The following is a 12,210-nucleotide window of genomic DNA, read 5'->3' as shown; positions in this document are numbered from 1 at the left end:
GATGAACCCGATGAAACGCATGCCGAAGATCGCCGTGATCATGGATGAAAACACCAGTGCGGGCGGTGGACGCTATGACGTCTCGAGAAATTACTTTTCCGCCCTGCGCCGCGCCGGCGCCTTTGCCTTCGGCATCCCCTATGTTCCCGATCTCGTCGACCAGGTCGTCGAAGATTTTGATGGGTTCTTAAGCGTCGGCGGCCGCATCAACTTCCCGAAAAGCTGGTATGTCGAAGGAGACCAATCCCAGTATCCGCCCTCGGATCGGCTAGCCGTCGACATGGCATTGATGGAAAGTTTCCTTGCGCGCGACAAGCCTGTGCTCGGCATCTGCAACGGCATGCAGATGCTCGGCTGCCTCAACGCTTGCCGGATGGTTTCCGATGTCCATTCGTCGTGGCCCGACGCGCTCAATCACGACCAGGCCAATTTCTCGCATGACGTCAGCGTTGTCCCCGGCACCAGAATGGCCGACATCCTCGGCATCGAAACATTCACCGTGAACACGTTTCACCGCGAGGCGATCGTGGAGGTATCGGGCGCGGTGACCGTTACGGCCCGAGCCCCGGATGGTGTCGTTGAAGCGATCGAGATCGGCTCGCAGACCTTTGCCATGGGCCTTCAATGGCACCCCGAAATGCTGGATGCCGACAGCCATCCGGGCGCTCGCGTCTTCGACGCCTTCGTCGAGGCGTCAAGCCGACACCTTCGATAACCTGTTCCAAGGCCCTGCTGCGTTCTGTCGGAAGCACATTCTGCCCTCTCCCGATTGACGTTGGCGGCTCCAGCAAATAGGGCCAAGCCGACAAGCGTGCCAAACGCCAGCAAGACAGCAACAGGAGTGTATAGTGAGCGAACCGACCGTAGCAGAGGCAACAGATCGCATTTACGCATCGCTGCAGGCAGACAATGCCGACATCGATCTTCATATCGCGACCCTCAAGGCAGCATTGATGCGGGCAGGTTTGAAAGAGGCCGTATTCGACCCGACCAGGCTCGTGCAAAACAACCGTTCCGGACGGAAGCTGATGCAGGCGTACTTTCGGCAGCGCGGCGTAACGGTGAAATTCTCGGCCTAACAAGGTCGTTCAATGATGCCAGAAAGGCCGCAGTCGGGTGGCCGAATGGGTGCCTGCCTGGTCGGACTGCGGTGGCTCACCAGGCTGAGCGATCCCGGTTTCCGCTCGTCGGCTGGCTGCCAAGGTGAACCTCTCGGCGCGCGACCCTTTCAACCGGTCAGGTCGCGCGCAAATGGGCTCTGGCCGCCTTTCGAAGCGGCAGTCCGGTAAGCTCACCAAGTTCGTGCTTCAATTCCGCGCTTTGGCGATGGCGTCCTTCAGTCCTTTTTCATCCAGAACGCCGGGAATGATCGCCGAACCGATGACGAAGGATGGCGTGCCGGCGAAATTGAAGGCGAGTGCCTGACTGTAGTTGCGGTCGAGCAGCCCGGAAATCTTGGCATTGTGCGTGTTCACGGCTGCGGTCAGCTCCTTCATCGAAAGACCCGCCGCGGTCAGCGCCTTCTCGATGTCGTCCTGCGACAGCCTCGCCTTGGTTTTCATCAGCGCCTCCATCGCCGGCTGGTATTTGCCGATCTGGGCGGCTCCAAGCACTGCCTGTGCGGCGAAGACGGAGGCTTCGCCCAAGATCGGCCAGTCCTTCAGCACGAGCCGCACGTTGCCGTCGGCCTTGACCACCTTCTCGACCGTCGGATGCACTTTCTTGCAGTAAGGGCACTGATAGTCGAAGAACTCGACGATGGTGACATCGCCCTTCGGATTGCCAAGGACGGGCGCGTCCTTGTCGAAAAACACCTCCTCCTTGGTCAATTGCTGGGCGAAGGATGATCGGCCTCCGACAAGCACGGCGGCGGCGGTCGCGACCGTGGCCGTCAGAACGGTTCTGCGGGTGAACATCAGATTTCTCCTTGTGCGAATGGATTGGGGCCGAGAGCGACGGCGCGTGCGGCGATTTCGAGGATCATGCCGCGCAGGCAAACGACGAAAGTCGGAAAGGCCGGGGCTGTCATTCTGCCTGCTTCCTGTCCTCAGATGCAAAGGCGGCGAGCCGTTCGGCGATTGCCTCGCGGGAGATTTCGCCGAGATGGGTGGCGGCGAGCGTACCGTCCGGGTTGATGAAAAGTGTGGCAGGAAGGCCGATCGCGCCGTAGTGCCGGGATAGGCCCGAGAAAGGGTCGAGAAGGATGGTTTCCAGGTCGACGCCTGTTTGGCGCAGATAGGATTCTATCGCCGCGCGGCTTTCGCCCTGGTTGGCGAAGAGAAAGTCGACCTCAGGATTCCTTTCGGTCATCTCCGCCATCATCGGCATTTCCCGCCGGCAGGGCGGACACCAGCTTGCCCAGAGATTGAGAACCGCCGGGCGGCCCTTGCGCTCGGCGATGGCGAGGCTCTCGTTACGTGCGAGAACGGCATAGGACGTTTCCGGGGCACGGGGTGCAGCGCCGCTATCGGTGAGGGTTGTGGCGACGACCCAGACGAAGAGGCCGGCCGCAAGCGGGAGGATCGCCCAAGGAGCGGCTTTCGGTGCGTTTCGCCAGAGCATCACTGCGGCGAGGAAAACACCGAGGAATCCGCCCGTCGGGGAAAAGCCGCCCTGCCAGATGGCGAGAACTCGCAACGGCTCCTGCAGGAAGCTCTCGGCATGGATGAGCACATGCCCGGCGCGCGCGCCGACAACGCCGAAAAGTGTGGCAGCCGTCGTAAAGGTGCCAAGCCGGTTGTGGATGCGGGCGGCAAGGAGCGAGCCGACAAGCATGAAGACGATCAACCCGGCGATGACCGAAAAGCGATCGGCGGAAAAAGCGAAGGGACCTATTGCGACGGCGTTCATTGCGCGCTGCCCTTGGCCATCCGTGCCGCCTCCGCAAGCGAGCCGGCCGTGATTTCTCCGACGAGGCGCGTACCGGGGGCCTCCTCTTTGCTGCGGTTGAAGAAGATCATAGTCGGCGGGCCAACGACGGCAAGTGATCGCATCAGTGCGCCATTCTCCGCATCGAGGGTGCTGACGTCGAGGCTGACCAAGCGGATCCCGTCAAGGCTCGCCGCGACATCAGGCTTTGTCAGAACGGACCGCTCGATCGTGCGGCAGGTGACGCACCAGCCAGCGGTGACATAGACGAGGGTGGGTTGCCTCCCGGAGGCTGCGGTGTCGAGAAGGCGGGAGAGTGCGCCGGCCGAGCCGACCTTGGTAAAATCCGACATCTGGATGGCGGCTGTTTGGTCAACACTCGCCGCCCTCTTGAGCGGGCCGAGCGGAGTGAGCGGATCGCTGGCTCCAAGGCCGAAGCCCACCAGCAGCAGACTACCCCAAATGAGCGAGACGACGGCGGTCAAGCGCGTCAGTACGCCGTAGCCGCCTGTGGACCGCAGCCCGTCGGGAGCGACCGCGTAGATGCCGAAGGCAAGGGAAAACACGGCCCAGGGCAGGAGGACGAAGCGCTCCGGCACAAGCGGCGTCGCAAGCCAAATCGCCGTTCCCAGGAATGCGAAGCCGAAGACGTGCCGGACACGTTCCATCCACGCGCCGGCGCGTGGAAGCGCCTTGCCGCCGATTGTCGCCATGATGATGAGCGGGATGCCCTTGCCAAGGCCAAGGGCGAAAAGGGCGAGTGCGCCGACCGCAATGTCACCGGTCCGGGCGATGTAGAGGAGGGCGCCGGCAAGCGGCGCGGTTACGCAGGGGCCGATGAGGAAGGCGGAGGAAAGACCGAGCAGGGCGGCGGCGGCGACCGAGCCGCCCTTCTGCCGGCCGCCGCTCAGGCGGTTGCCGATCACTGCCGGCAGCTTGATGTGGAAGAGCCCGAAGCTGGAGAGCGCCAGCAGGACGAACAGTGCCGCGACCACGCCGACAGCGACGGGCGATTGCATCACGATCTGCAGGTTTTGCCCCGACCAAGCGGCCACGATGCCAAGGAGACCGAAGGCGGACGCAAGGGCCAGCACATAAGCGGAGGCGAGCATGAAACCGCGTCGTGCCGTCAGCCCCTCTCCCTCGCGCGTGAGCATGGCCGCGACGATCGGATACATCGGGAAAACGCAGGGCGTGAAGGCGAGCAGCAGTCCGAAGCCGAGGAAGCCTGCAAGAAGCAGCGCAAACCCGCCACCGGTCATGAGCCGGTCGACCGCCGTTTCTCCGCCGTCAGCTGCGATGGAAAAACCTGTGTCCGGCGCTTCCACGGGCCGTGCGTCCTTGGCAGGCGCAAAGGCAAAACCACCGACCGGTTTGCTGATGGTCATCGCGGCGGTATCGATCGTCCGCGTTGTCGGCGGATAACAAAGCCCGTCATCCTGGCAGCCCTGATAGGTGAGGCGAATGAGCGGAGGCGCATTCGCGATCCGGGCCGAAGCCTTTTGGTAATAGACCTCGGTTGTGCCGAAGCCCGGATCGTCCTTGACTGTCCCCGGTTCGGTTTGCAGGGTGATCGGCCGGTTACCCTCATCTTCTGCTGCCAGGAAGTCCCTGTAGAGATAGTAGCCGTCAGCAATCGTCCATGTGATCGCCAGCCGGCCGTCGTCTTGCCTGGCGATCCCAGGTACGAAGGCCTCGTCCATCGGCAGGGGCGCCTCGAGCGCCCGGGCTGGCAGGATGGCCGCAATCAAAACCCAAACCAGCGCCAGCAGACTTGCTTTCCGCATCGTTCTTGCGTCCTCGTCTTCAATCGAGGGCGGAGCGATCAGGCCGCTACCTTAAGGCAGCCTTAAAATGATTGTCCAAGGCGAAGGATAGAAACGGGCCGCGCAAGTTAATCCGCTAAGACCTTGGCGCTGGCTCTCGGTGTAATTCCGGAAGTAAAGGCCGAACGATGGTGGGGCAACCGGCGCTGCCGGTTCACCTGCTTATGGACACCGGCCCTTTGGCCGGCGTCCAGACTTCATTGCCTGTGTTGCCTAGTGGGTTGCGCCCGACCCACCGGCTGCGACGATTGCGAAGGGTTGTCCCTCGACCGCGATCGTGCGGGTCTCCTTCAGTGTTTCCGTGTCGATCACGCGTACCAGGCTTTGGCGCGGATCAGTGATGGCGAGGTGATTGCCGGCGACGGCGAGGCGGGGCCTTGCGTCGCGCCAGTGGCCATCTTTGCTGTAGGGCTCCGTGACGATTTCCGATTTGGTGATCACGCCATCCACGACGTCAAGGAGGTGAAGCTTGCCGTCCTCCGTCAGGATATAGGCGTTGCGTGACTTTGCTGGATCGAGGATGAAGTCCACCCGCCGCAGCGGCAGTTCGACGAGGCGGTAGGGTTCCTTCGCGTCGGCGTCGATCAGTACGACCTTGTCTTCTCCGTAGTTCCCAAGGAAGAACTGCATAGAAGTGCCGCCGAGCAGTGTGGATACCTTGCCCTCCGGCAGCTTGTCGCCATAGGCGAGCATCTCGAGCTTGGGGCCATCGAGCCCACCTGGGCGTGCGACCAGGACGCCCTCGGCGCAACCGAAGGCGGCCAGGCGGGCGGACGTCGCTTCACCGTGGAGCCCCGTGCAGGTTGCGACATCGCCGACCTGCTTGCCCTCCTTGTCGAGAACACGCAGGCCCAGGCGGGGAGGAAGCTCACCTTCCTTTACCGTCGCTTCGAGGTTCGGGACCGAAACGAGAAGATGGTTGCCGGTCGAAACCGCGACGCCATGGTGTGCGGCGGTAGTATCGTAAGCCTTGAGCTCCGCCTTGCCGTCCAGAAGCGCGCTTTCGCCAAGCAGATCGAACTTGCCACCGCGATCGTAGAAGATGGCGAGATCGTCACCATGGGCAACCACGTGGCCGGGCTTTTGTCCGCGAATGGTTGTCTCAAGCAGCCTCGGCTCCTTGACCTCGATGTCCCGGTGCTCGCCGTGATCGGAAAGCGCTATGCCGGTGTCGATGGCATGGATCAGGTTCTGTTCGCCCTGGACGGCAAAGACGGTTCGTCCGGTGTCGCTCAGGGAAAGGGCGGCGTAGCCTTCAAGGTCAAAACGGCCGATTTCCTTGTCCGTTTCCAAATCGATGGCGCGGACCACGGGCTGGGTGTGGTCGGCAATGAACAAACGCCAGGTCTCGCGCTGCTGTTCTTCCTCGGCATGAGAGGTCAACGGAAAGGCGAGGGTCGCGAGAATGGTGGTGGCGAAAAGCGCGGGCAAACCGGAGCGGGACATGAAATCTCCTATAATGTAATAACGTAACATGTGTTGTGTTATAGCGTTACATTCGCCTTGTCCAGCGGCAACAAGCTGACGTTTGCACATGCGTCAACGAAGCCGTCACAGGCGGCCCGCGACGGCGGCCTACGTGGGTCGCTGGCGTTAAGGAGTGTGAAGCTCGGTCCTGACGGACCGATTGGCATTCCGCGACTTCGCCTGGAGCGGCGGATGGCGGCATGTGTTGCCGCCACCCTTTGAAATGCTCGGTTTCTCCGTTGGTGGGCTTCGCCGATTTTCAGGGCTGGGGGGCTTTGGGCGAGATGGACCAAAACCCGCCATAGGGCCTTCATCAGCGACGAAGGCCGTCAAACGCGGCGGGACCCGGTCATCCTGCTACTTCGCTGTGCCTTCGTTCAGGGGCAGCTTGCTCCCGCGACGCTGCGGTAGGCGGCCGTTCAGAACGATGTAGGCGAGAAGGCCGATCACCAGGCCCCAGAAGGCCCCGCCGATCCCGAGCAGCTTGATGTTGGCGGCGGAGGCCAGGAACGTGATGAGCGCCGCTTCGCGGCAGGCCGGGTCGGCTGTTGCTGCAGCAAGGCTGCCACCAATGGTACCGAGAAGGGCGAGGCCGGCTAGCGTGGTGATGAAGGTCGCAGGAAACGCCATGAACACGGCCGCAAGCGTAACGCCGAACACGCCGACGAGCACGTAGAAAAAGCCCGCGGCGATACCCGCGATCCAGCGCCTGGACGGGTCTTCGTGGGCCTCCTTGCCGGTTGCGATCGCCGCCGTGATTGCCGCGATATTGAAGGCGTGCGAGCCGAAAGGCGCCATGATCAGCGAACCGAGGCCAGTCGTCGTCACGATCGGGTTGGCGCTGGTCTTGAAGCCGTCATTCCGCAGCACCAGCATTCCCGGCATGTATTGGCCGGTCAGCGTGATGAGAAACAGCGGCAGTGCGACCGAAAGCAGCGCGTTCAGCGAGAATAACGGCATGGTGAAAATGGGCGCCGCGAACTCCAACCTCAGACCCGATAGGTCGACCCGGCCCTCCGCGAGCAGGAACAGGAGCCCGAGAACGAGGATGCCGACCACGGCATAGCGGGCGGAGAAGCGCTTCAGGACGACGTAGGCGACAATCAGCAGGCCGACGAGCAACGGATCGACGCTTGCGCCGCCGAACGCGCCGATGCCGAACTGCAGCAGGATACCGGCGAGCAGGCCCGCGGCGATGCCTGGCGGGATCAGCCGGATGACCTTCTCGAAATAGCCCGAAAGCCCGAGTGCGACGAAGGCTAGAGCCGAGATCATGTAGGCGCCGATGGCCTCGGCATAGGGCGTGGTCGCAAGCGCAGTGACGAGAAAGGCTGCGGCCGGCGTCGACCAGGCGGTGATGATAGGCTCGCGATAGCGCCAGCTCAGCCAAAGCCCCGTCATTCCCACGCCGATCGAGACCGACCAGACCCAGGAAGCCGTCAACTCGGGGCTGAGCCCAGCCACTTTCGCAGCTTGAAAGACCAGGATGAAGGTGCCGCCATAGTTGACGATGACGGAGATCAGACCCGCGACAATGGGATGGGCAAGGTCGTTGAAGCGAAGGGATGACGGGAAAACATGTGATGACATGATCTATCGGGGCTCCTGAAATTTCGGGGAGGACTGGCAAGCCGCGTTGACAAATAGCCAGTCATTGGCCCGATATGCCCATCCATTTTTCTGAAGATGATCAGACCATTTGTTCAAGCATTCCCAACTCGAGTCCGTGAAGGCATGGATTGCCCAGCCCGCCCAGGCTGGGATGCCGCTTCATGCGCGCATCCAGCGGGCGATCCGGCAGTTGATCCTCGACGGTGCGCTTGGGCCGGGAAAGCCGCTTCCAGCTTCGCGCGTGCTCGCCAAATCCCTCGGCGTATCGCGCGATACGATCGAAGCGGCCTATGGCCAGCTTCATGCCGAAGGCTTCATCGACCGTCGCGTCGGGAGCGGCAGTTTCGTGGCCGAGGTGAAGGAGTTTGCACCCGGCAGGCGCCTGTCTCCAAGGCGCGCGCAGTCGCCCAACCAGGCAGCGGCTTTGAGCAGGCGGGGCAATGCCATGTTCGGCAGCGGCGGCGTCAGTGAACAGCTGTTGCCCCGCCCATTCGCCCATGGCGTGCCGGAGACGCGCACTTTTCCGCTCGCGCTGTGGGAGCGCCTCGGACGGCAGGTCTTGCGCGAAACCGGCAGAAGGGCGCTGCTTCACGGCGACCCGCAAGGGATCGAGGAGCTGCGCCGTGCCATTGCCGACTATGTGAACCTAGAACGCGGCGCCCGTACCACGGCCGAACGGGTGCTGATCCTCACCAGCTCGCAGCAGGCGCTGACATTGTGCGCAAACATGCTGCTCGATCCCGGTGACCGCATCTTCATCGAGGATCCGGCCTATTACGGCGCGCGCAAGGCGTTCGATGCGGCGGGGCTCGAATGCGTCCCCATCCGCGTCGACCGCCATGGCATCGCCGTCAACCAGATCAAGGCGGAGACGCGCAAGGTCAAGGCCGTATTCCTGACGCCCTCGCATCAGTTCCCGGCCGGCGCCACGCTGACGCTCGATCGCCGCCTTGCGCTGATCGAATGGGCGAGCCGCCATCAGGCCTGGATCCTCGAGGACGACTACGACAGCGAATTCCACTATGCCGGCAAACCAACGGCCTGCCTTCAGGGCCTCGATCCGCACGACCGGACGATCTACATCGGCACCTTCACCAAATCGCTCTTTCCAGGGCTTCGGATCGGCTATGCAGTTCTGCCGCCTGAGCTGGTCAAGCCGATGACCGTCGCGCGTACTCTGCTTGACGGGCACTCCGCTCCGATGGCGCAAATGACACTCGCGCGCTTCATGGAAGGCGGGCATTTCGGCGCCCATGTGCGCACAATGCGCAGCATCTACGCCGACCGGCTCAACCTTTTGGCGATGCTTGTCATAAAACATCTGCCGCATTTCCTTGAAGCGCGGGTGCCCGATGGCGGCCTGCAGATGCCGTGCGCGCTGACAGGTGCGATCTCGGAGGCCGCGGCCGTCGATGCGGCACGACGTGTCGGGATCGAGATCATGGGATTGTCCGCGCTTCACGCCGGCGGCAAGCCCGAGCCCGGGTTCCTCATGGGGTTTGCCGCTTATACGCCAAGCGAGATCGAGGGGGCGGTGCGGAAGCTGGCTGGTGCCTTCCGGGCCGCGGCGACGTCATAGGTCGTCCAAGCGTCGCCCGCAACGGCTCGCCATTCAGTCCTGGATGACGAGCTGGAACCAGGTGTCGAGAGATCTGCTGCGCTTGACGGCGTCGAGATAGGCGAGCAGCGATAAGCAACCGAACGTCGCACCTCGCCGGGCAGACGCCGGAAAAACGATTCCCGTTTTGGTGCATTTTTTGCGGAGAACCGGCGCACTGCATAAAGTTGTAGGTACCATCGAAATGGAAAATCCATAAACTCGCGCTAGACCGATCGTCATTCGTGAATCGGGAGCGAGGCATGCAAAGAGACGTGCAGTTCAACGGGCAGAAAGATTGGCGGATCGCGCGATATGCCATCGGCGGCATTGTTGGATTCGCCGTGCTCGCCCAGCTCCTGGTCTATCTCAGCCTGGTCGCCCTGGTCGACCAGCCTTATGCGGCTGCCATGGTCGGTGCCGCGCTAATCTCCCTGCTGATGGGCGTGCCACTGATCGTCGTGGCAGCGACGCAGTTTCGCCGGGCGCAGCGCCTGCGCAACCAGATCAATCATGTTGTCGCCCATGATGCCACGACGGGCTGCGTGACCGGTCGCGGGCTCGTACAGCAGGTCAATGGCCTCGAACGCCGCCGCCAAAGCGCCGGCGAGGAGCTGCATGGCGCGCTCATTCATCTGCGTATCAACAATCTCGATGACGTCGGCGCTGCTTTCGGCCCGGCCTGGAGCGAGGAGCTGCTGCAATTCGTCGCTTCGACGATCAGCACGTCCGTGCGTCGCGACGATATCGTCGCCCGGACGGGCCCAGCCAGTTTCGACGTCCTGCTCGTCGGCGCAACGGAGACGGATGCGGAACATGTCTCAAACCGCCTGACGACGGCGCTGTCGTCCGCCCATTTCTCTGCCGATGGCAGCAAGGTCGACCTCGAACTCAGCGTCGGCGGAGCTTTGTTCGATGGCAGTGTCGATCTGGAACGCTTGCGCCGGGCAGCTGCCTCCGAGACGGTCATAGTTGCCAGCGAGGGCACCCGGCCTGTCGATTTCGTCCGCCTGCCTTCGGCGTGAATGACTGGCGATAACGTTGCTTGTGCCGGAGTCGTATGCAACGATCGCTCGCGGCGGCTGAGGGCCAGTTCGTTTGTCGCTTTAGGGTTGTGTTGCGCTGGGCCCCACTGTTGCAAAGGGTTGCCTGTCATCTGCAGTACTGTCGTGGAGCTTATTTCAATTCAATAGGTTACTGGAATCTTTTGGCGCAACACCGTTGTTCCATTTTTGCAACATAGCCGTGCGAAAGCTTGGGCCTATCAGGGACCACCCCAAAATTGGTCCCTGCTTTATATTACCTCTGTATTATCTGTCGATAAATAAGGCAGTTGCGACGTACGTTTGGATTAACCAGCATGTCGTACTGATTGCGAGGGGGATAGAGTTGAAAGTGGGGAAATTTATTGGAGGCGGGCTGCTTTCTATTCTGCTCGCGTCGACGGTGTTTGCGGGTGGTGCTGCGGAAGCGATGACGCTGAGGGAAGCGCTTCAGATTGCGATGGAATCGAATCCGGAAATCGGTCAGTCGATCGAAAACCGTGAGGCAATCGAATTCGAACTGCGGCAGGCGCGCGGTCTCTATCTGCCGAGCGTCGACGTCGAAGCATCGACTGGTGTGCGCCACCTCGAAGACAGCAGCCGTCGCCTTGCCTCGATCGAGAACGATCCGCTCTATCCTTCCGACGTCGGGCTGACCATCACGCAGAAGCTCTTTGATGGTGGTGGCCGTCGCGCCGAACTCGAGCGTCAAGCAGCGCGCGTCGATAGCGCCTCCTTCCGGGTGCTGGAGCGTTCCGAGACGATCGGCTTGCAGATCGTTCGCGAGTATTTCGAATATATTCTCCAGCAGCAGATCGTTGCGGAAGCGCGCAAGAACGTCGGCGTGCACCAGTCGATCTTGTCGGATATCAGTTCGTTGATTTCGGGCGGCGCTCTCACCGAGGCAGACCGTCAGCAGGCAAGCGAACGGCTGCTGGCGGCCAAGGCCCGCCTGCAGGAAGCGGAAGAGGCCTTCGATACGGTCAAGATCAGCTTCAACCGCCTGGTCGGACAGCCCCTCACCAATCCATCCATGCCGAAGTCGGTCGCCGGCGCGCTGCCGAAGACACTGGAGACGGCGATCGGCATTGCGCGCACCAACAATCCGCGGATCAAGGCTGCCGACTCCGACATCAATGTCGCGGACTCGCAGGTCAAGGCGGCACGCTCGAACATGCTGCCCGAAGTCTTCGCCGAGGGCCGCGTGCGCTCAGGCAACGATATCGACGGCTCGACCGGCAACACCTGGGACGCACAGGGCCGGATCGTCGCGAAGTGGAATCTCTATCGTGGCGGCATCGATGTCGCCAACGAGCAGGAGCAGATGCGCCGCGCAAGCGAACAGCGCCTGGTCTTCCATCAGGCGCACCGCGAGGTCGAGGAAGCCGTGCGCATCTCCTGGGAGCGCCGCGGCAGCCAGTACGACATCGCCCGCACGCTGAACCAGCAGGCGCAGATGAACGTGCAACTCGTCGAATCCTATCGCGAGCAGCTCAAGGTCGGCCAGCGTTCGCTGCTCGACGTGCTCGGCGCGCAGAATTCGCGTTTCAACGTCAGCGTTCTCGCAAAGACCGCGCAGTATGCCGCGCTTTTTGCCGAGTACCGGCTGCTGGCAGCAACAGGCCAGCTGCTGCCGACCATGAAGATCAAGGCGCCGGCGCAGGCGGAAGCCTATGCGCGCAATGAGTTCAATGTCCCGGATGCGCCGGCCACGGAAACCTATCGTCGTGTGCCGTCGCGCCAGACGAACGACTTGCCGCTCGACCTGTTGGCGCCGATCCGGCAGAAATGAATAGTC

10 protein-coding genes are annotated in these 12,210 nt (G+C 62.3%); 5 read left to right on the top strand and 5 right to left on the bottom strand.

Features of this window, described 5'->3' with window-relative positions; all coding sequences use genetic code 11:
* The first annotated feature begins 10 nt into the window (after positions 1-10).
* Entirely contained in the window at positions 11-715 is a 705-nt protein-coding gene (locus IB272_RS14165) for a gamma-glutamyl-gamma-aminobutyrate hydrolase family protein (RefSeq protein WP_192373025.1), read from the top strand.
* A 130-nt stretch (positions 716-845) separates the two neighbouring features.
* Complete coding sequence (locus IB272_RS14160; protein WP_034794697.1) at positions 846-1,079, top strand: hypothetical protein; 234 nt, start codon at positions 846-848, stop codon at positions 1,077-1,079.
* Between the two features lie 228 nt (positions 1,080-1,307).
* On the opposite strand, the gene IB272_RS14155 is transcribed toward IB272_RS14160, so the two are convergent.
* From IB272_RS14155 to IB272_RS14135, 5 genes are all read right to left on the bottom strand, one after another.
* A complete protein-coding gene (locus tag IB272_RS14155) occupies positions 1,308-1,916 on the bottom strand; it encodes a DsbA family protein (RefSeq protein ID WP_192444492.1) in 609 nt (202 codons plus the stop codon).
* A gap of 109 nt (positions 1,917-2,025) precedes the next feature.
* Complete coding sequence (locus IB272_RS14150; protein ID WP_060530530.1) at positions 2,026-2,850, bottom strand: TlpA disulfide reductase family protein; 825 nt, start codon at positions 2,848-2,850, stop codon at positions 2,026-2,028.
* Positions 2,847-4,655: a protein-disulfide reductase DsbD gene (gene dsbD, locus IB272_RS14145; protein WP_192444491.1), complete on the bottom strand. Its 1,809-nt coding sequence runs from the start codon at positions 4,653-4,655 to the stop codon at positions 2,847-2,849. Before dsbD ends, IB272_RS14150 begins: the two co-directional genes overlap by 4 nt.
* Before the next feature lie 252 nt (positions 4,656-4,907).
* Positions 4,908-6,140 carry a zinc metallochaperone AztD gene (gene aztD / locus IB272_RS14140; RefSeq protein ID WP_060516603.1) on the bottom strand — a complete coding sequence of 411 codons (1,233 nt, stop codon included), beginning with the start codon at positions 6,138-6,140 and terminating at the stop codon, positions 4,908-4,910.
* 378 nt (positions 6,141-6,518) lie between these two features.
* Positions 6,519-7,751 carry a benzoate/H(+) symporter BenE family transporter gene (locus IB272_RS14135; protein ID WP_192444490.1) on the bottom strand — a complete coding sequence of 411 codons (1,233 nt, stop codon included), beginning with the start codon at positions 7,749-7,751 and terminating at the stop codon, positions 6,519-6,521.
* 109 nt (positions 7,752-7,860) lie between these two features.
* On the opposite strand from IB272_RS14135, the gene IB272_RS14130 reads away from it, so the two are divergent.
* From IB272_RS14130 to IB272_RS14120, 3 genes are all read left to right on the top strand, one after another.
* A complete protein-coding gene (locus IB272_RS14130; RefSeq protein WP_192444489.1) occupies positions 7,861-9,351 on the top strand; it encodes a PLP-dependent aminotransferase family protein in 1,491 nt (496 codons plus the stop codon).
* Positions 9,352-9,632: 281 nt separating this feature from the next.
* Positions 9,633-10,394: a GGDEF domain-containing protein gene (locus tag IB272_RS14125; RefSeq protein WP_034794682.1), complete on the top strand. Its 762-nt coding sequence runs from the start codon at positions 9,633-9,635 to the stop codon at positions 10,392-10,394.
* Between the two features lie 448 nt (positions 10,395-10,842).
* Positions 10,843-12,204: a TolC family outer membrane protein gene (locus IB272_RS14120; protein ID WP_082566420.1), complete on the top strand. Its 1,362-nt coding sequence runs from the start codon at positions 10,843-10,845 to the stop codon at positions 12,202-12,204.
* The last annotated feature ends 6 nt before the right edge of the window (positions 12,205-12,210 follow it).

Origin of the sequence: Ensifer sp. ENS08 (assembly GCF_014852195.1) — a bacterium.
GTDB lineage: Bacteria > Pseudomonadota > Alphaproteobacteria > Rhizobiales > Rhizobiaceae > Ensifer > Ensifer adhaerens.
Note: the sequence above shows the minus strand (reverse complement) of the source record. Positions and strands in the feature narration are given on the sequence as shown.

Coding starts and splice junctions, on each gene's coding strand:
- IB272_RS14165 (WP_192373025.1), top strand. CDS start 11: ATGAAACGCATGCCGAAGATCGCCGTGATCATGGATGAAAACACCAGT.
- IB272_RS14155 (WP_192444492.1), bottom strand. CDS start 1,916: ATGTTCACCCGCAGAACCGTTCTGACGGCCACGGTCGCGACCGCCGCC.
- IB272_RS14150 (WP_060530530.1), bottom strand. CDS start 2,850: ATGAACGCCGTCGCAATAGGTCCCTTCGCTTTTTCCGCCGATCGCTTT.
- dsbD (WP_192444491.1), bottom strand. CDS start 4,655: ATGCGGAAAGCAAGTCTGCTGGCGCTGGTTTGGGTTTTGATTGCGGCC.
- aztD (WP_060516603.1), bottom strand. CDS start 6,140: ATGTCCCGCTCCGGTTTGCCCGCGCTTTTCGCCACCACCATTCTCGCG.
- IB272_RS14135 (WP_192444490.1), bottom strand. CDS start 7,751: ATGTCATCACATGTTTTCCCGTCATCCCTTCGCTTCAACGACCTTGCC.
- IB272_RS14125 (WP_034794682.1), top strand. CDS start 9,633: ATGCAAAGAGACGTGCAGTTCAACGGGCAGAAAGATTGGCGGATCGCG.
- IB272_RS14120 (WP_082566420.1), top strand. CDS start 10,843: ATGACGCTGAGGGAAGCGCTTCAGATTGCGATGGAATCGAATCCGGAA.